The 19,617-nt window shown below is 59.3% G+C and carries 18 protein-coding genes; 8 read left to right on the forward strand and 10 right to left on the reverse strand.

The window, feature by feature from the left end; all coding sequences use genetic code 11:
- Positions 1–11: 11 nt before the first annotated feature.
- From DLM_RS11025 to DLM_RS11045, 5 genes are all read right to left on the reverse strand, one after another.
- Positions 12–614 carry a DJ-1/PfpI family protein gene (locus DLM_RS11025; RefSeq protein ID WP_089086322.1) on the reverse strand — a complete coding sequence of 201 codons (603 nt, stop codon included), beginning with the start codon at positions 612–614 and terminating at the stop codon, positions 12–14.
- Between the two features lie 185 nt (positions 615–799).
- A complete protein-coding gene (locus tag DLM_RS11030) occupies positions 800–1,117 on the reverse strand; it encodes a hypothetical protein (protein WP_089086321.1) in 318 nt (105 codons plus the stop codon).
- A 242-nt stretch (positions 1,118–1,359) separates the two neighbouring features.
- Positions 1,360–3,261: a putative bifunctional diguanylate cyclase/phosphodiesterase gene (locus DLM_RS11035; protein WP_089086320.1), complete on the reverse strand. Its 1,902-nt coding sequence runs from the start codon at positions 3,259–3,261 to the stop codon at positions 1,360–1,362.
- A 5-nt stretch (positions 3,262–3,266) separates the two neighbouring features.
- Entirely contained in the window at positions 3,267–5,795 is a 2,529-nt protein-coding gene (locus tag DLM_RS11040) for a chemotaxis protein CheB (protein ID WP_089086319.1), read from the reverse strand.
- Between the two features lie 197 nt (positions 5,796–5,992).
- Positions 5,993–6,688: a Crp/Fnr family transcriptional regulator gene (locus DLM_RS11045; protein WP_089086318.1), complete on the reverse strand. Its 696-nt coding sequence runs from the start codon at positions 6,686–6,688 to the stop codon at positions 5,993–5,995.
- 322 nt (positions 6,689–7,010) lie between these two features.
- Between DLM_RS11045 and DLM_RS11050 the strand changes: the two genes are divergently transcribed.
- On the forward strand, positions 7,011–7,403 hold the full coding sequence (locus DLM_RS11050) for a hypothetical protein (protein WP_145985834.1): 393 nt from the start codon (positions 7,011–7,013) through the stop codon (positions 7,401–7,403).
- Positions 7,404–7,446: 43 nt separating this feature from the next.
- On the opposite strand, the gene DLM_RS11055 is transcribed toward DLM_RS11050, so the two are convergent.
- Positions 7,447–8,103 (reverse strand): Crp/Fnr family transcriptional regulator, encoded by a 657-nt coding sequence (locus DLM_RS11055; protein WP_231960150.1) that lies wholly within the window; start codon positions 8,101–8,103, stop codon positions 7,447–7,449.
- Between the two features lie 255 nt (positions 8,104–8,358).
- On the opposite strand from DLM_RS11055, the gene DLM_RS11060 reads away from it, so the two are divergent.
- The 6 genes from DLM_RS11060 to DLM_RS11085 all read left to right on the forward strand — a co-directional run bounded on the left by DLM_RS11060 (position 8,359) and on the right by DLM_RS11085 (position 15,185).
- Complete coding sequence (locus DLM_RS11060) at positions 8,359–9,015, forward strand: BON domain-containing protein (protein ID WP_089086315.1); 657 nt, start codon at positions 8,359–8,361, stop codon at positions 9,013–9,015.
- Positions 9,016–9,132: 117 nt separating this feature from the next.
- Positions 9,133–9,336 (forward strand): hypothetical protein, encoded by a 204-nt coding sequence (locus DLM_RS11065; RefSeq protein ID WP_145985835.1) that lies wholly within the window; start codon positions 9,133–9,135, stop codon positions 9,334–9,336.
- A 195-nt stretch (positions 9,337–9,531) separates the two neighbouring features.
- On the forward strand, positions 9,532–10,917 hold the full coding sequence (gene fumC, locus DLM_RS11070) for a class II fumarate hydratase (protein WP_089086313.1): 1,386 nt from the start codon (positions 9,532–9,534) through the stop codon (positions 10,915–10,917).
- A 104-nt stretch (positions 10,918–11,021) separates the two neighbouring features.
- Entirely contained in the window at positions 11,022–13,715 is a 2,694-nt protein-coding gene (gene acnA, locus DLM_RS11075; protein ID WP_089086312.1) for an aconitate hydratase AcnA, read from the forward strand.
- 182 nt (positions 13,716–13,897) lie between these two features.
- Positions 13,898–14,554 carry a BON domain-containing protein gene (locus DLM_RS11080; protein WP_089086311.1) on the forward strand — a complete coding sequence of 219 codons (657 nt, stop codon included), beginning with the start codon at positions 13,898–13,900 and terminating at the stop codon, positions 14,552–14,554.
- 427 nt (positions 14,555–14,981) lie between these two features.
- Positions 14,982–15,185, forward strand: a complete 204-nt coding sequence (locus tag DLM_RS11085) for a cold-shock protein (RefSeq protein WP_089086310.1) — start codon at positions 14,982–14,984, stop codon at positions 15,183–15,185.
- 89 nt (positions 15,186–15,274) lie between these two features.
- Here the strand turns inward: DLM_RS11085 and DLM_RS23050 are convergent, their stop codons facing one another.
- The 4 genes from DLM_RS23050 to DLM_RS11100 all read right to left on the reverse strand — a co-directional run bounded on the left by DLM_RS23050 (position 15,275) and on the right by DLM_RS11100 (position 18,065).
- Positions 15,275–15,454 carry a hypothetical protein gene (locus DLM_RS23050; protein WP_145985836.1) on the reverse strand — a complete coding sequence of 60 codons (180 nt, stop codon included), beginning with the start codon at positions 15,452–15,454 and terminating at the stop codon, positions 15,275–15,277.
- Between the two features lie 36 nt (positions 15,455–15,490).
- Positions 15,491–15,751, reverse strand: coding sequence for a translation initiation factor IF-1 (gene infA / locus DLM_RS11090; RefSeq protein WP_089086309.1), 261 nt, complete (start codon positions 15,749–15,751; stop codon positions 15,491–15,493).
- 315 nt (positions 15,752–16,066) lie between these two features.
- Positions 16,067–16,735, reverse strand: a complete 669-nt coding sequence (locus tag DLM_RS11095) for a class I SAM-dependent methyltransferase (RefSeq protein WP_089086308.1) — start codon at positions 16,733–16,735, stop codon at positions 16,067–16,069.
- A gap of 304 nt (positions 16,736–17,039) precedes the next feature.
- Positions 17,040–18,065, reverse strand: a complete 1,026-nt coding sequence (locus DLM_RS11100) for a LysR family transcriptional regulator (protein WP_089086307.1) — start codon at positions 18,063–18,065, stop codon at positions 17,040–17,042.
- A gap of 122 nt (positions 18,066–18,187) precedes the next feature.
- Here DLM_RS11100 and DLM_RS11105 point away from each other — a divergent pair, with 122 nt between their 5' ends.
- Entirely contained in the window at positions 18,188–19,420 is a 1,233-nt protein-coding gene (locus tag DLM_RS11105) for an MFS transporter (protein WP_089086306.1), read from the forward strand.
- Positions 19,421–19,617: the final 197 nt, after the last annotated feature.

The raw sequence follows: 19,617 nt of genomic DNA on the forward strand, positions 1-19,617 counted from the left end.
GCCGCTACCGCCTACGCCGCCATAAATGGCATCACGTTTTCCATCGCGCGCTGCAGGTACTGTTCTTTTTCGCCTACCGGTGCCACATAATGCAGGGCACTTCTTGCCGCTTCCAGCCCCTCCAGCCGGGCAATCAGCCAAAACGCAAGATATTGGGATGCCAGACAGCCACCGGCAGTGGCCAGATTGCCCTTGGCATAGAAAGGCTGATCCAGCACGCCCACCCCCGCCTCCTCCACCCACGGTTTGCTAATCAGATCGGTACAGGCCGGCAGCCCGTCCAGCAGGCCAAGCTTTGCCAGCAACAGCGTGCCGGAGCATTGCGCCCCCAGCAGTTGCCGGGCCGGGTCCAGGCGCAACTGCGACATCAGCCCGGCATCGGCGGCCACCTCCCGCGTTTTCATGCCGCTACCGATGATGACGGCATCGGCCAGGCTGGCCGCTGACAGATCAATATGCGATTGCAACACCACGCCATTCATCGACGCCACCGTGGCGCTGGGGCTGGCAATGGAAACCCGCCACCCCGTTTTTTTCACCCGATTGAGAATCCCCAGTGCAATCAGCGAATCCAGCTCATTGAATCCATCGAATGTCAGAATGGCGATATGCATGTTTTCCCTCGCAAAAGTCGATAATGCCAGCCACAGCCTAAGTCACTTATGCGGTACAGGCAAAAAATCATGCCGCCAACAACCGTACCCTCCCCCCGCGCCTGCAGTGCAGTGATTGGCCGACCTTGCCGTCATCAGGCTGCAGCCTGGTGGCCTTGTGTGCCGGTACCGCTGCCCGGCATGCCTTAGCCGGTCTCCCGCCCGGATGCGCTGGCACCAACAAACGGTTTTTTATCGGCATGTGCATGCTCGTAATCCACCAGGATGCTCATCAGCCGGGTGGCCATTGCCGGGCTTAATGCAGTAAAACGCTCGCTGCTGTAAGCCTGGTTAATGGCATGGAACAAGGAGCGGCTCTCTCCGGAGAGGGTGCGCAGATCGCCAAGGGTAAACAAACGGATATCATGGCGTGAGCCCATCAGTAACCAGAACCCGGCGAGAACGGCACCGTCGCGGTTGCCGTTCATGCTCACGATGCGTGCCAGAATTTCCTTTTCCGTCATGGTGACACCCTTCTTTCTATCAACAAGCCTGCGGCGCAGGCATTCCGATGCAGGCAATGCGTCCGCAACGGGGAGGCAAGGCAAGCGCGCGGGATGCCCCGGCTGCACCAAAACAGCAAAGAACGATCATGTCGGATGCTGCTGCATGTCCATGCCAAGCCCATGGCCCATCATCCCGCAAAGCGCAGGCGGCGTCGGTGCAGCAGCATACATAAGGACGGGCGGCATGGCTGGGCGCGGCATCAGCCGGCGCAGGCAAGCGCAGGCAGGTGTTCCCATGTCCGCTGCTGCTCCCAGCCTTGCATCCAGGCAATGATGGACGCGGCCGGCATGGGCCGGGCAATGGCATAGCCTTGGCAGTAATGGCAGCCCAGTTGCAACAGCATGGCACCATGCGCCAGGCTTTCCACGCCTTCGGCAATGACTTCGCGGTTGAAGGCGCGCGCCAGCCGGATGATGCTGTCGACGATGTTGCGGTCTTCCGGGCTATTGAGCATATTGCTGACAAAACTCTGGTCGATCTTGAGCATGTCAACCGGCAGATTGCGGAAGTAGGCCAGTGAGGAGTAGCCGGTTCCAAAATCGTCCAGCGCAAAACTGATGCCATGGGCGCGACACACTGCCAGCGTCTGAATGGACTGCACGATGTTCTCCAGCGCTGCCGTCTCCAGCAGCTCCAGCCCGAGCTGGGCCGGTGAGAGCAGCGGAAACTGCGCCAGTTGCTGCAGCAAGTTGTCGGCAAAATCCGGCTGTTGTAACTGGCTGGCGCTGATATTGATGCTGACATCCAGCACCCAGCCCTGCTGGCGCCAGTGCTCCATTTGCTGCAATACCTGCTTGCTCACCCAGTCGCCCAGCCCCAGCTCGGTCATGCTGCCTTCCAGCACTTTCAGGAAGCTTTCCGGCAGCAGCAAACCCAGCTCGGGATGCTGCCAGCGCAACAAGGCTTCCAGTCCGATTACCTTGCCATCGCGCAGATCCACCTTGGGCTGATACACCAGCAGCAGCTCGCCCTGCTCCAGCGCATTGGCCAGCCGTGATAGCTGGTCGTGGTATTCACGCATCAGCTTGTCCTGGGCCAGATCGTAATAATGGTAGCGGTTTTTACCGGACTGCTTGGCCAGATACATGGCTTGGTCGGCATGGCGCAGCAAGGTGTCATTGTCCGAGTCGTCATGCGGGTACACCGTGACGCCGATGCTGGCCGAAACCTGGACCAGGCTGCCGGCCAGTGTCAGTGGCGTGGCCACTGTTTGCAGGACGCGATCCAGCACCAGCCGGTATTCTTCGTCATCGGCCAGATCGGTCAGCAGCAGCACGAACTCATCGCCGCCCAGCCGGGCAATGATATCGTTGACGCGCAGGGCCAGCCGCAAACGGTCGGCGATATCCACCAGCAACTGATCTCCGGCTTCGTGGCCGAGGCTATCGTTGACTGCCTTGAAGCCGTCCAGGTCCAGATAACACACCGCCAGGCGCTTGCCGGTGCGTTGCGCGCGGTGAATGACCAGATTCAGCCACTCGGTCAGCAAGCGCCGGTTGGGCAGGCTGGTGAGCAAATCGTAGTTGGCCATGCGATTGAGTTCGTCTTCATGCAGCCGCAACTGGCTGATATCGGAAAAAAAACCGATATAGTGCCGCTGCTCCCGGCCTGCGCCGGCAGGCTCACGCAACAAGGTCAGAAACAGGCGGGCGGGATAAGCAGTCCCATCGCGCCTCAGGCAGTTCAACTCCCCGCACCAACTGCCATGGCGGTACAGTGCGCGCAACATGGCCTTGGGGTGCTGGCCATCCTGCCCTTGGCAGATCAGCATGGCCGGCGTGCGGCCAAGACTGTCGCGGGCAGAAAAACCGGTAATCGTGCTAAATGCAGGATTCGTCTCAATAATGCGCATGGCACCATCGGTAATGACAATGCCTTCATGGCTGTGACTGAACACGCAGGAAGCCAGCCGCAATGCCTCATTGGACAGCTTCAGTTCTTCATTCTGCATTTCCAGTTCGATCTGATGCACTTGCAGCTCGTGCAACATGCGCAGAGGGTCCGGCGTCCCAGGCAACTGCAGCGGCATGGCCTTGAGCCGCTGCTCGGCACGCTGGCGCAAGCTAGCAGCACTACGTCTTGCATGGGACTTGTTGGCCATCAGCCTTACTCCATCTGCTGTTGCAGCCGTGCTTCCAGGCTGGCAATCTCCGTCGTGTCGATGAAAGTGATCACGATCCCGTCAATCACGTTGTCCAGCCGGCGATAAGGCATGATGCGTACGCGGTACCAGCGGCCATGGCGGCTATATACCCGTTTTTCTTCAAATACCCCGGTGTGCAACACCTTGGCTGCATCATCCAGCAGCAGCGGATAATCCAGTTCGCTGCGGATATCGGACAAGGGACGGCCAATATCGCCGGGAATGAACTTGAACAGCGCGGTGGCATGGCTGGTAAAGCGCCGCAAGCGCATGTCACCATCCAGGAACACCGTGGCAATCTCGGTGCTGTTCAGCAGATTGTTCATGTCATTGCGTTCCCAGGTCAGGTCGTCCAGCTTGGCCTGCAGCTCGGCATTGATGGTTTGCAACTCTTCATTCAGCGACTGCAGCTCCTCGCGCGAGGTGGTCAGCTCCTCATTGGTGGCTTGCAGCTCTTCATTGCCGGACTTCATTTCTTCCAGCGCAATCTGCATGTCTTCCTGCATCGAGCGCAGCAGCTTGCGGCTCTGCTCCAGCTCGCGCTCCAGCATCAGCTCGCGCTCGCTGGCAGAAGTGCGGCGTCGTGACCTGGTCTTGGCTGGCGGCGCTTCGGTAAACACCACCAGCAGCCGGCCCTGCAGCGCTTCCGGCTGCCGAATGTGTTGTACCGTCAGATGAAAGCTGTGCGGTGTTCCAAAAACATCCACCTGCAAATCATGCAGCTGCACCATTTCCACACCGGACTGAACTTGCTGGATGGCGGTATGCAGCGCACTAGCCAATCCTTCGCGCGCCATGGCATAGATGTTCACATTCACCTTGCCCGCCGCAGGTTCCAGATAGCGCCCTACCCGGCCACTGATATAGAGGATATCCCCGTCGTTATTGATCAATACCCCTGCTGGCGCATAATTTTGCTGAATCAGTTGATCAGTCTGGTATTCAAGGCTTTTACGGTAATCTGGCATGGTTTCTTCAATTAGCGGCAACAAGCACGACGCTGTGCGCAGCGGTAATTCAAGCATGCGACTGCTGCTGGCTTCGTCGTTGCGGGAAAAGATGCGATTTTTCTTATCCAGCGGTACAAACAGGGTGGAAAACCGGCCGATGGTTTCTGCGCTGCCCAGCACCAGAATACCGCCGGCACAGAGCGCGTAATGAAACAAGGGCAGCAGTTGCTCCTGTAATACGCTGTCCAGATAAATCATCAGGTTGCGGCACGACAGGATATCCAGCCGGGTAAATGGCGGATCGGAAATGATGTTCTGCGTGGCAAACACAATCATGTCACGGATGTCCTTGCTCACCCGGACATGATCGCCCTCGGCCACAAAGTACTGCTGCAGCCGTGCCGCCCCCACGTCCGCGGCAATGCTGCCAGCGTAGACGCCACGTCGCGCATGCTGGATGGCGTCGCTGTCCAGGTCTGTGGCATAGATTTGCAGGCTGAACTGCCCGGCGGGCTGATGCAATAGCAGCGCCTCGCGAAACAGGATGGCCAGCGAGTACGCTTCCTCGCCGCTGGAGCAGGCAGGCACCCAGGCGCGCAATGCCTTGCCTGCCGGATACTGCGCAAACAGCGCCGGCATGGCCATGTCCCGCAAGTAGTCCCACATGGCGGTATCGCGAAAAAACCGGGTAACGCCAATCAGCAATTCCTTGAGCAGCAAATCACGTTCTTGCAGATTGCCGCGAAAATGCTCGGCATAGGCGGCTATGCTGTCCAACTGCAGCAAGGTCATGCGCCGCTCGATGCGCCGATTCAGGGTATTGGGCTTGTAATGCGAAAAATCATTGCCGGTATGTTGCTGCAACAAGCTGATGATTTCCCGGATGGCCGCTTGCGGGGCAGGCAGCGCCAGCGGTGCCGCCGGATGGCTGCATTGCTCAAGCAAGAGGCTGGCCAGGCGTTGCGGGCTGGCGACGAAATCAACCACCCCAAGGTCTATCGCGCTGCGCGGCATGCTGTCGGCACGTGCGGTCAGCGGATCCTGCGCATAACTCAGCCCGCCGCAGGCCTTGATTTCCTTCAAGCCCAGCATGCCATCCTTCCCCATGCCGGACAGGATGACGGCCATGCTGCGTCGGCCCAGGCCATGCGCCAGGGTGTGAAACAGGCGATCAATCGGCAAGCGCAGTCCGGCAGGCGGCGTGGAAAGGTAAAGACAACCATGGTCAAAGCTGAGGGTTTTATTGGGCGGAATCACATAAATGCACTCCGGCAGAATCGGCGTGCCGTGTCCCGCCTCATGCACGGCCAGGCGGGTATGGCTGGCCAGCAACTCCGGCAGGATGCTGGCGGAATCAGGGGCCAGATGCTGCACAATCACCAGCGCCACGCCAAGGCCAGGTGTAATCCCGGCCACCAAGGCTTCCAGCGCTTCCAGTCCGCCGGCGGAGCAGCCAATGCCAATGATGGCAGACGGCTGCGGTGCTTGGTCCGGGCGGATGGATTGCACCGGCTGGAGTGCTTCAGGGGGGGTAGGTTTCATCACTTTTTTCTGTACAGATCTCTGCACAGCAGAGAGCCGGCAACACGATGAAGCCGGCAGTGCCCTGTACCCTACACGCTATTAACCGGTCTGCAAGCATATTCCGCAGCGCAGCATGGAAGATGACCCCTCTGCCGGCCACACCGGCTTGCTCACAAGACCATGCACAAACATGCAGGCTGCGGTGGCAAGCGGCGCTAGATATGACAAATCAAAGGTGCATGATTGCGGGCGAACAAAACATAACAACTACAGGCGGCCTGTTGTAAACCTGGTCGATCCAGGATGCTGATCACACCACGGTGGTAGCCAATCAGCCCCTGGTCTTGCAGCCAGCCTGCCGCCCGGGTAATGCCGACCCGTCGCACTCCCAGAATGTCGGCCATCTCCTGCTGGGTGAAATGCATTGCAGCCAGTTGCAGACGATCGTCCGCCATCAGCAACCAGCAGGCCAGCCGTGGCGTGATGTCGTGGCAATGGGCACAGGCTGCCGACAGGGCAAGCTGCTCATAGGTGGAATAAAGATAATGCTGGCTAAGCCTGGTCAAGGGTCGGCTATGCCGCAATGCATGCCAGAAGCCAAGACAGCCAAGTCGCATGGCCTGTCCGGCCTCCAGCACCGTGGCCTGCAAGGGCGAGCGGGCCAAACCCAATGCCAGGCCCGCGCCCAGCATGCCCTCATTGCCGAACATGCCAGCCGAAACCGCGTGGCCGCCGCTGCCGGACTGCAATACCACCAGCCCGGACAGGGGAAAGTAGACCTGGTGGCCACCTTGGCCTGGCCCGTCCAGGCGCGCAGCCTGCGGCAAAGTCATCTGTTCGCATCGCGCCAACAGTTGCTGGCGATCGGCTGACGGCAAGCGCTGCAGAATGCAATTGTGTGGCTGCTGCATTTTCCACTCCCCCGGCAACCCGATATTGGGTGCCACGCTCAGCCTGCGCCATTTCCGCCAGCCCTGACTGTGTGTTAACGCGCTTAGCCGGGCAATGCACAAGCCTGCTCTTGGCTGAAAAAGCGCTATGTTTGGCACCGTACATACGGACGAACTGCGGCTATTGGAAGATGCCGCTGACGGAAGTGCATTTCCGTCTGGCCAGCCGGCTTCCAGCGGTGCCTTGCTGCATCCGGACAGAAGCAAGGCACGGTTTGAACGGATGGGAAAGAAAGCTGCCTTTCTTTCCGGCCATCACTATGACGCGTTGCGGAGAACCAGCATGAACACTGCACATCAGGAGTTGCCGGCACCAAGCCAGCCGGGTTTGGGACTAGGCATCAAGCTTATGGCGCTTTCCCTGGATTGCGCCGAAAAGATTGTCCATTTCAACCTGGCACTGGGCCAGGCCGGACTGGATACTTGCGCCTTGTCGATGAAAGAACTGCTGGTGGCCGGCTCCCCAGAGGAAACCATCAGCAAGATCAACCAGATCGCCAGCCATGCGTCCAGCAAGCTGATGCACTGCTCCACCGAGCTGTGCAACGATCTGTCAAAAAACCATGAAAACCTGTGCGCGCTGACAGAGCAGCACTTCAGCAGTCTGCACTCGGCATTATCCAGCCCGGCGCGCGCCGAAAGTGGCAGAAAAAAAGCCGCCGGCACCACGCTGTAATTACTTCAACGCAGGTGGCACGGTGCTGTTGCGTGCCATCCGCTCATCTGGCCTGAAAGGGCGGCAGCAAGCGCTGATATTCCTTTTTCACCACGGAATAGCACTCACAGGTGCGGGATTCCAGCGCAGGGCGATCCAGAACCCGGATATGGCCACGGGAATAACGGATGATTCCATCGCGCTGCAAGCTCAACGCGGCATTGGTCACGCCTTCGCGTCGCACCCCCAGCATATTGGCAATCAGCTCCTGCGTCATGCAAAGCTCACTGCCCTGCAGCCGGTCCAGGCTTAGCAGCAGCCAGCGGCATAGCTGCTGATCCAGCGAGTGATGCCGGTTGCAAACGGCGGTCTGCGACATCTGGGTAATCAGCGCCTGGGTGTAACGCAGCAGCAGATGCATGAACGGCAGCGAACGTTCGAACGCCTGCTTGATCTCTTTGGCGGGCAGCCGATAACCGTAGCCACCGCTTTGCACCACGCCCCGACTTGGCGTGGACTCACCCCCCATGAACAGGGCGATGCCGACAATGCCCTCATTGCCGACCACGGCAATCTCCGCCGAGTCGCCGTTCTCCATCACATAGAGCAGCGATACGATGGCCGTGACTGGAAAATAGACGTGGCTGAGCTTGTGTCCCGATTCGTACAGCGTTTTGCCCAGCGGCAGTTCCACCTGTTCGAGAAAGGGCCTGATATGCATCCACTCCGCCTCTGGCAAGGCCCTAAGCAAACCATTGGCCGGGCATGTCTCTACCATGTTTCACCTCACAATATTAAATCAAATGATTCAATCTCTATTAAGATAATCCATAAATTACATAATGTATGTACGTCAGAGAACACATCAGCCATCCCGCGGTGCATCCTGCCCTGCTCATCGCTGTGTGTCCCAACAGACAGACGCCGCAGGCCTGACCATCGATCATGGCACTCCAAACCACAAGGAGTCGCCATCATGCTAAAGACCGATACCACACTGCAGTCAGATGTCATGGCGGAGCTGGCATGGGACCCGCAGATTTATGCCAGCCATATTGGCGTGCAGGCCAAGGACGGGGTCATTACCCTTAGCGGAGAGGTGGCCGACTTTACGCAAAAGTGGGCCGCCGAACGGGCGGCCTTGCGCGTGGGAGGGGTGCAGGCGCTTGCCGTCGAGCTGACCGTGGCCCTGCCCTGGCAGGAACAACGCAGTGATGGCGAGATTTCCGCCGCCGCGGCCAATGCCCTGCACATGGTCCCGGTACTCAAAGACCACGCGATCAAAGTGATGGTCGAACACGGCTGGATCACGTTGTCCGGCGAAGTCGAATGGGACTTCCAGCGCAAGACCGCCATCAGCCTGCTACGCCATCTGGCGGGCGTTACCGGCATCAGCAACCAGATCACGCTGCGTAGCAAGCTGCTCAGCCAGGCCATCAAGGAAGAAGTGGAAGCGGCGCTCAAGCGCCGGGCCATACGTGACATCAACAGCATTACCGTCAGCATTGATGGGCCGGATGTGATTCTTTCCGGCAGCGTCCATAGCTGGTCCGAGCGCGCGCTGGCCAACCATGCGGCAGCCGGCATGCCCGGTGTGCGCGATGTCATCGACAAGATTAGCGTGCTTATCTGAGATTTATTATGCGCTATGCGGCATAACGCACAGAGGGGCCATCAGCAAGCGCGCATGATGTGCTGGATGCCGGGTGAACTCACCCGACACAATCAGCAAGACCAAGAGGTACACGCAATGACTTCAATCACCGAAAAGCACGACACCGCAAAACCCGCCGAAGGCAGTAATAGCAAGGCCAATGCCGGCATCACCCAAGCGGCACCGGTGTTCAGCCAAAAGGGCAATAACGTTGACGCCGGCAAAGACACCGTCAAGGACGCTGCCGGCAAAACACCTGGCAGCATGCAGGACAAAACCACGGACCAAACCAAGTCCTGAGTAAGCGCAGCGTACACGCGGCTTAGCCATCCTGCATGGCAGGGCTTTCCCCCTTAAGCACCCTGGCCTGCCCTGCGGCAGCCGCCTGGTGTTGATGCACCGCCTGTCAATTCCCCCTGGAGTTGATGGGCATTTTGCATGATGACGGGTGGGCCGCATGCCAGCGCAACCACAACAGCCGATGGAGCATGCTGGATGACAACTTCCCCGCGCATGGAAAACGACAGTTTTGGCAGCATTGCCGTAGCAAACGATGCACTGTGGGGGGCCGAAACCCAACGTGCGTTGCAGCATTTTGCCATTTCAAGCGAGCTGATGCCGCCGGCCCTGATCCAGGCGCTGGCCAGCATCAAGCGGGCGGCAGCCCAGGCAAATATGGAGCTGGGCTTGCTGGATGCCACCAAGGGCGAGGCCATTCTCCACGCCTGTGATGAAATCAGCGCAGGCTTGCATGAGCGGCAATTTCCCTTATCCGTCTGGCAAACCGGCTCGGGCACGCAAAGCCATATGAACATCAACGAAGTGCTGGCCAACCGGGCCAGCCAGTTGCTTGGTGGCCATCCCGGCCAGCACGCCCTGCTGCACCCGCATGATGAAATCAATATGGGGCAGTCCAGCAACGATGTGTTCCCCACCGCCATGCATCTGGCCGCCGCACAAGGCATCCGCCAGCAACTGCTGCCGGCGCTGGACAGGCTGCAGCAACAGCTACAGACCAAAGCGCAGGCCTTTGCCGGGCTGATCAAAATTGGCCGTACCCACCTGCAAGATGCCACTCCGCTGACACTGGAGCAGGAGATATCCGGGTGGATTGCCCAGTTGCGCCACGCCGAACAAGCCTTGCAAGGCAGCCTGCCAGCCTTGTATCAGTTGGCCATCGGCGGCACTGCCGTCGGCACCGGCCTTAACACGCATCCGCGCTTTGGTGAGCGGGTGGCCGCCATCCTGGCAGCGCAAACCGGCCTGCCACTTTGCAGCGCTGACAACAAGTTTGCCGCCCTGGCCGGGCATGACGCCATGGTGCTTGCGCATGGCGCGATGAAAATGCTGGCCACCGCCCTGATGAAAATCGCCAATGATATCCGCTGGCTGGCTTCCGGCCCGCGCTGCGGGCTGGGGGAGCTGATCCTGCCTGCCAACGAAGCCGGCAGCTCCATCATGCCGGGCAAGGTCAACCCCACCCAGTGTGAAGCCATCACCATGCTGTGCTGCCAGGTGATGGGCAATGATGTGGCGCTGTCCATCGGCGCGGCTTCGGGCAACTTCGAACTGAATGTCTTCAAGCCGCTGATTGCCTACAACTTTCTGCAAAGCCTGCGCCTGCTGAGTGATGGCATGGACAGTCTGGCCACGCATTGCATTGCCGGGCTGGAAGCCGACCGCCAGCGCATCGCCCAGTTGCTGAACCAATCCCTGATGCTGGTGACCGCCCTCAGTCCGCACCTCGGTTATGACCAGGCGGCCCGCATCGCCCGCCATGCGCAGCAAACCGGCTGCACGCTGAAACAGGCCGCGCTGGAGCTGGCCAGCATCAGTGAGGCCCAATTCGATAACTGGGTGCAGCCTGGCAATATGGTATAGGCAGCCTGCCGAATGTGCGCCTGCGCACAGAGCATGGGCGATGCAGTGGCCAAGATTGTCCTCCATACCGGCAACGGCAACGCCCATCAGCAGGAGGCCACACCATGCGCAGCGCCAGTTATTTACGCGAATTCTCCTTTGGCAACGGGCAGATCGGTTTGTATTACGCGCTGCCCTTGCTGGAACAAGAGGGCTTCGGTGCCATCTCCCGGCTGCCGGTTTCCTTGCGCATCATGCTGGAATCCCTGTTGCGGCATGTGGATGGCCAATATGTCAGCGAGGCCCATTTGCGCCAACTGGCAGGCTGGCAGCCACAAGCGCCTCGCGAGACGGAAATTCCCTTCGTGGTGGCGCGCATTTTGCTGCAGGACTTCACCGGCGTGCCCCTGCTATGCGATCTGGCCGCCATGCGCGATGCCACCATGCGCCTGGGCCGCGACCCTTTGCTGATCACACCGAAAATTCCGGTGCATCTGGTGGTGGATCACTCGGTACAGGTGGATTTTTTCCGCGAGCCCGATGCCTTGCAGCGCAATCTGCAACTGGAATACGAACGCAATGGTGAGCGCTACCGCTTCATCAAATGGGGTCAGCATGCCTTTGCCAATCTGCACGTCACCCCGCCGGGGCAGGGTATTGTCCACCAGGTCAATCTGGAGTACCTGGCACCGGGCCTGAGCAGGCAAGGCAAGATCTACTTTCCCGACACCCTGGTCGGGACCGATTCGCATACCACCATGATCAATGGCCTGGGGGTGTTGGGCTGGGGGGTGGGCGGCATCGAGGCGGAATCTGCCATGCTGGGCTTGCCGGTATTCCTGCTGCAGCCGGATGTGCTGGGCGTACACCTGCACGGACAGGTGTCGGCAGGCGTCACCGCTACCGATGTGGTCCTCACCCTGACCGAATTGCTGCGCAAATCGGATGTAGTTGGCGACTTTGTCGAATTCTTTGGCAACGGTGCCGCCCGGCTTACCGTGCCGGACCGCGCCACCATTGCCAATATGGCACCGGAATACGGTGCCACCGTGGCGTATTTCCCTCCCGACCACCAGACAGTGGCCTACCTGACGGCCACAGGCCGGGATGGCGAACAGGTGGCCGCGTTTCAGGCTTACTTCCAGGCACAGCAAATGTTTGGCATGCCCCGGCTGGGCGAGATCGACTACAGTCGCGTCATCAATGTAAACCTGGCAGACATCAAGCCCTGCGTGGCCGGCCCGCGGCGGCCGCAGGATCGCATACCGCTGGATGCCTTGCAGCAAAGCTTCCTCACCACCCTGTCCACCCCCACCGAGCATGGCGGCTTCGGCAAGGACGCTGCCGCCCCCGCCCGGCCAGCCGGACCGGCAAGCGGCACGCCGCTGGCACATGGCGACATCGTGATTGCCGCCATTACCTCCTGCACCAACACCTCGCATCCGGGCAGCATGCTGACGGCGGGTTTGCTGGCCCGCAAGGCGGTGGCATTGGGACTGAAAGTTCCATCCCATATCAAAACCTCGCTGGCCCCCGGTTCGCAAGTAGTGCGCGACTACCTGCAAAGCGCAGGGCTATTGGAACCGCTGGCACAGCTTGGCTTTCGCCTGCTTGCCTATGGCTGCACCACCTGCATTGGCAATTCGGGTCCGCTGGATCTGACCCTGGAGCAACAGATTGTCGATGACGACCTGATCTGCGCTGCCGTGCTGTCCGGCAATCGCAATTTCGAAGCGCGCATACATCCGGCACTGCGCGCCAACTTCCTGATGAGCCCGCCGCTGGTGGTGGCCTTTGCGCTGGCCGGGCGGATAGACATCGACCTCACCCGTGCGCCGCTCGGTCACGATGCCCAGGGCAATGCCGTCTATCTGTCCATGCTGTGGCCCAGTCCGCAGGAAATCGAGCGGGCCGTTCACGCAGCGGAAAATCCGGCCCGCTACCCACAGCTATACCAGGTGGCGGATGCGCCCTTGTGGCAGGAGCTGCCGCTCAACACGCATAAATCGTATAACTGGCCGCTCTCCAGCTATATTGCCCGCCCTCCGTTTCTGGACAAGGTGACGCTGGACAGCCTCCCCCCGGTGCCGGCGATACGGCAAGCCCGCGCGCTGCTGCTGCTGGGCGATTCGGTCACGACCGATCACATCAGCCCGGCCGGCAGCATTGCACCCGATTCCTGTGCCGGAGGCTATCTGCAGCAACTGGGCATTCCGCCCCGCTTGTTCAACAGTTATGGTTCCCGTCGTGGCAATCATGAGGTCATGGTGCGCGGCACTTTTGCCAATATCCGCATACATAATCTGATGTTAGCGCCCGCCGGGGATGGCAGCCGCGTCACCGGTGGCTATAGCCTGCACCAGCCGGATGGCACGCAAGGCTTCATTTATGACGTGGCCCAGCGCTACCAGGCAGAAGGCGTGCCACTGCTGGTGATTGCCGGCAAGGAATACGGCAGCGGCTCAAGCCGAGACTGGGCGGCCAAAGGCACGGCCTTGCTGGGGGTGCGCGCGGTAATTGCCGAAAGCTTCGAACGCATTCACCGCTCCAATCTGGTTGGCATGGGCGTGTTGCCGCTGCAATTCCAGGCTGGCGACAGCATCTGCACCCTAGGCCTGACTGGCCGTGAAAGCTTCGCACTGGAAGGCTTGCACAGCCCGCTATCACCGGCACAGCCGGTGCAACTGCATATCAACTACCCCGATGGTTGCCACCAGGTCTGCACCTTGCAATTACGTGTGGATACGCCAACCGAAGTGGCCTACTGCCTGCACGGCGGAGTATTGCCTTATGTGCTGCATCAATTGCTGCAGGCCTGAAGTTGCGCAGATAACAGCCTTCGCGGCGCTGCCACGGGCTGTTACCGCGCTATGCCGCATCAGAACAATACGGCCTTTACGGCTGGCGTGACTGCCAGCCTCCCGTCTTCCTGCGTTAACAGACAGACCGCCAAGCAGACTGCTGGCGATGATGGCTGTTCCGCGCAAAAGGAGTAGTCAGCATGAGCAAGACAGATACACAGCTACAGGCAGATGTCATCGCCGAATTGCAATGGGACCCGCAGCTCGATGCCAGTCAAATTGGTGTGCAGGTCAACGATGGTGTCGTCAGCCTGAACGGCGTCCTGACCGACGCCACCCAGAAGTGGTCAGCCGAACGTGCCGCCTTGCGGGTTGAAGGGGTGCAAGCACTGGCAGTAGCGCTGACCGTGGTCATTCCGGCTACCGAACAGCGCAGTGATAGCGATATTTCACATGCAGCCGCCAACGCGCTGCAACTGATGGGAACTCTCAAGGGGCATGCGATCAAGGTGATGGTTGAACATGGCTGGATCACGCTGGCAGGCGATGTCGAATGGGACTTCCAGCGCCAGGCAGCAAGCAATGTGTTGCGCCATCTCTGCGGCGTAACCGGCATCAGCAATGCCATCAGCCTGCGCAGCAAGCCCCTCAGCCATGCCATCGAGCAAGAAGTGCAAACCGCCCTCAAGCGCCGCGCCATCCGCGATATTGACAGCATCACCGTCAGCATTGATGGGGCGGATGTCATTCTTGGCGGCAGTGTGCATAGCTGGTCAGAGCAAGCGCTGGCCCGGCACGCCGCCGCCGGGATGCCAGGCGTGCGCAAGGTAATCGACAACATCCGCATCATCATCTGAACACAGCGGCGCTCAATCCCCCCTGCGTGCTGGCTGCGGCCGCAAGCGGTTGTAAAACAGCGCAAGCAATGCAGTACACGGGATACATCCCGTTTTACTACGCGTTAGCGCCACGCCGCCAAATCCTGCTGCGCCATGTGGTTAGCCGTGGTGAAGACTTCAGCCAATTTCATCACAATGGGAATTAAATTGCAGCAGTGAATATTCACCGGCCAATACAGCCGCTTGAATCTTTTCCATTATCATGCCCCAGACAGCGGAAATATATTGACCGAGCGCAGTTTGTAGCGTAAAAAAGAAAAAGCAGGATTTTCAAGCGCCATACCTATCGATACCTCGTTGCCCGCCAAATGGGTCTTCCTTGTTTCCTTATCTATCCCTTGACTATCATGTTTTCTGGAATTCAAATTGACGCAAGGAGTAAATCATGGAAACAGGCACCGTTAAGTTTTTCAATGATGCAAAAGGTTTTGGTTTTATTACACCGGACAATGGCAGCGGCGATCTTTTCGCACATTTTTCCGAGATCCGTGCCGATGGTTTCAAATCATTGCACGAAGGTCAGAAAGTCAGCTTTACCAGAGCAATGGGCCAGAAAGGCCCGGCTGCAGCCAGCATTCAGCCACTTTAATTCTTGCTGGTATGAAAAAAGCCCCAAACGGGGCTTTTTTCATCTTTGGACTGCCGGAAAATCCTGCCTGATGGCAGGATTTTTTAATCTCAAGAAACGGTGATATATGCATCACCATGGTAACTTGCAGTCTCGATACCAAACACAGAGCTGAACGTAACCATAAAGCGGCGGCCAATTTTTTTAACCGATACAACTTCAAGTGCAACCGTCAAATTGTCTACTTGCTGGGTGATATAATCACCTTGTTTCAATTCATTAATTTTCAATTATTTTCCTTGCGACCATATTTTCACGCCTGGTCTTTAGCGTCTTGGCCTTCTTTGAGGCTGATAGGCTGGTTTGGCAGTTGGGTGACGGAAATTGATACGCCCCTTGGTCAGGTCGTATGGTGACATTTCAACAGTCACCCGGTCGCCTTGCAGCACGCGGATGCGGTGTATCTTCATCTTGCCCGAACCATACGCGAGAATTTCCACATTATTATCGAGCCGGACACGAAAACGTGATTCCGGCAGCATCTCGATGACAACACCTTCGAGCTCAATCATGTCTTCTTTGGACATGGTGTTTCCAATCTGAAAAGGTAATCTGTCGCACCGGTAAAACGGCTGTGCGGCATGAGGATTGGCTTCGTGGGCCTGGGCGGAAATTGCTGTAGCGAAACGGCAGCAGTTAAGGCAAGGCAGGTGATCTGGAACATCACCTTTGGGAAGAGGTGCCGAAACAATACCCCTATCCTGTTGATTTGTCAATAATTATTACCAGACAGCCGCAATAGGGGCGTGGAAGGCAGATTCCCCGGCCTTTGCAGGCTGGCACCATGCGCCCCGGATACGCCGCCTGGCACACCGCAATACGCAAGCAGTGAGGCTGCCGCGCTAGACTGCCTGTGCGCGCTGACGAGACAGCCGCACAATACAGCCCTTGTAGGCTTCCCCGCTCTCCATCTTGCTTGGCGCGCGCTCCACCTTGAAGCCATAGCCCAGAGCCGTCATTTCCCGGCAAAACCCGGTTCGATTGCCACGGTCAGGGTCAACAATCACAATCTCCGCCGTCCCGGTGGCATGGCGATCAATAAAGTGTGCCAACAAGCCGGGCTGCTGGCGCTCGTACAGCACATCGCTGCCGATGATCAAGTCAAAGCGCCCCAGTGCCGGATTGCTGCCACCCCAGTCGCCAGCCTGATATTCCAGTGGCGGCAAATGGTTGAGCTGCAGGTTTTCGCGCAGGAAATCCGGGCTGCGCGGGTGCCAGTCAGTCACGGTGACATCCCCTGCGCGACGGTGAATCACCATGCTGGCAAGCGCCAGGCCAGCCCCGATTTCCAGCACTTTCAAACCGGCAAGCGGTTCGCTGTGCATCAGCAGCGCAAGTACACGGGCCGATGGCCACAGCAGCCCAAACAAGGACCAACTGGCCGGTGAAATACCGCGTCCTTCCGCTTCGCCCAGCGGATCGGAATATTGCTGGGAGTCCAGCAAGGAGCGGACAAGATAATCGATGCCGCCAACGGACACCGTTTGTTGCATGGTCAGATAACCGGGCATGCCGGGACGCCTTTACAGGAATGAAGCTGCATTGCATTGCGAGGAAACGTTCTGATCGAACGGGCAAGCGCTTCAATTTAGGCAGTCGGGCAAAGAAGGAGCGTGCGGGGACGAAAAGGCAGTCAGACACCATGCCCCCGTCATGGCAGCATGGAAAAACCCTGCTCAGGGTAACACAGGCAGCCGGTATGGTGCATGCCTTGTGCGGTATAGCGGGCAACAAGCGCAGCTTCCCAGTCGCCGTGCAATCCGGCCAAAGGGCTTGGCCAGGGTACCAGCCATCCGGCCCAGGAGTGCCAATAGCTCATCGGCCAACGCCATGATTGGGCATAGCGGCGGGTGCCATGGCCGGGTCATGCTGCTGGGCAGCAAAGATTGTGGGGGCTTCGGCTCGGATCAGATCGATAAAACGGCGTAGCCGCGCCGGATAGAACCGGGCATAGGGGTAGACCAGGCTGACCGGCAGCGCTGCCGCCTGCCACTTGGGTGCCAGTTGTATCAACTGTCCTTGCGCCAGATAGGTATCCATCACCCAACTTGAACCGATGCCCACCCCTACCCCCTGCAGTGCAGCACTACGCAAGGCATAGAGGCTGTCGGTGCTAAAACGCGGCCTGATCTGAATGTGCTTGCTCTTTCCCGTCTCGCAATGGGTCAGCCGTACTTCATTGCGATAAAAAGTGCGCAGTGCCAGCCAGGGCAGCGCAGCCAGCTCGCTGGCGTCTTGCGGGATGGGCTGGCCATTGAGCAAGGAAGGGGCGGCCACGACAATACGCGGCACCTGCGCCAGCGGCACGGCCACCAGGCCCGGATCACGCACTTCGCCCACCTGAATTGCGCAGTCGATGCCAGCCGCGATGTAATCCTGGATGGCACGATCATCATGCAGCAGCCATTCCACCGCCATCCCGGCATGTTGCTGCAAGTAGCGTGCCAACGGGCCAATCAGCCTTTCCTGTCCGAAGGCGTGCGGCACAATCACGCGCAGCACGCCCTCCGGCTCCTCTCTGGCCCCTTTGAGTTCCGACTCAAACCGCGCCCAGCCGGCCAGCAGCTCCTTGGCGCGTTCATAGCAGCGCTCACCGTCCTGGGTTAAACGCATGGCATGCGTGCTGCGCTGAAGCAATCTCAAGCCCAGGGAGCGCTCCAGCATTTGCAGTCGGCGGCTGACGGTGGGCTGTGTTGTCCCCAGTTGTACTGCCGCGGCAGACAGGCTGCCGGCCTCGACAATTCGGAGAAAGGTCAGCATCAACTCAATACGCTCCCCCGTACCTGCTTGCAGAGGCAGGGCCGTACGCAGCGCGCCGCTCGCGTCTTTATCGTCATCCATTGCCGCGCTCCTGATCTTGTTCATGCATTGAATGTATAACAGATCTTCCAAACAGGCTGCTACACATACAAGCCGCGCACATTCATGATGTGACCGTCATCTCCCACTCCATGAGGCTGCACATGTCATCTTCCAAACTGCTTACCCCTGCTGCGCTGGCCATGGCTGGCCAGGCTGCCGGGCCATCCCTGTCGCGCTTCCGGATACTGCTGATGGCAACAGGGGCGGGGCTGTCGGTTGCCTCCCTTTACTACAGTCAGCCCATGCTGGGTGTATTGGCGGGCGATATCGGTGCCTCGGGCCAGGCTGCCGGCCTGGTTCCCACCCTGACCCAACTGGGATACGCACTGGGCATTCTCCTGCTGGCCCCGCTGGGCGATAGGCATGACCGGCGCAGCATCATGCTGATCAAGGCCGGTCTGCTGGTATTGGCCCTGTTGCTGGCAGGACTGTCGCCTTCGCTGGCGGTATTGCTGCCCGCCTCGCTGCTGATCGGGGTGAGCGCTACGCTGGCGCAAGATATCGTGCCGGCTGCGGCCACCCTGGCCCCGGAAACCCAGCGCGGCAAAGTGGTGGGGAGCGTAATGACTGGCCTGCTGACCGGCATCCTGCTGTCGCGCGTGGTCAGTGGCGTGGTGGCTGAGCAGTATGGCTGGCGTGCGATGTTCTTCATTGCCGCGGCTACGATTCTGCTGACCGGCCTGGCAATCCGCCGCTTTCTGCCACGCTTCCAGCCCAGCACCAGCCTGGCATATCACGCCCTGCTCGGTTCGCTGTTTACCTTGTGGCGCAAGCATGGTGCCCTGCGCCGGGCGGCCATCGCACAAGGCTTGCTATCGGTTGGATTCAGCGCATTCTGGTCCACGCTGGCCATCATGCTGCACAACAATCCTTTCCACATGGGCAGCGCTGCCTCCGGCGCGTTTGGTCTGGCCGGCGCTGCCGGTGCGCTGGCCGCACCGCTGGCCGGGCATATGGCAGATCGCCAGGGACCGGAAGTCGTGACACGTGCCGGTGCCGGTCTTGCCACCTTGGCCTTTGTGATGCTGAGCCTGGCACCTTTATGCTCGGTACATGTACAACTGATACTGCTGGCCGCTGGTGCCGTGCTGTTTGACCTTGGCGTGCAAGCCAGCCTGATTGCCCACCAGGCGGTGATCTACCGGATTGATCCTGCAGCACGCAGCCGACTGAATGCCTTGCTGTTTGTCTGCATGTTCATTGGCATGTCGCTCGGTTCGGTATTGGCCAGTCTGCTGCTGGCACGTTACGGCTGGAGTGCAGTCACCATGTTTGCCGCGCTTGCCTCATTGCTGGCCCTGGTCGTGAGGTGCTGCACACACAGCCATCCCTGAGGCCATGCGCGCTAGGGACTCGCCCAATATGCCCGGCGAGTCCCTGCCGCGCGGCAAACCATCACCTGCCTTCCTTATCAACCGGCCACTGCGGCAGATGACGGCGTGGTACAGCAGCAAGCCGCCACCTCAGCGCCAGCATTTCAATCTACCCTGCCCACCGGCAAATCCTCACACCTGGCGGCGTGCTTTCTGCT

It is taken from the genome of Aquitalea magnusonii (genome assembly GCF_002217795.2).
In the GTDB taxonomy this organism is placed as follows: Bacteria; Pseudomonadota; Gammaproteobacteria; order Burkholderiales; family Chromobacteriaceae; genus Aquitalea; species Aquitalea magnusonii_B.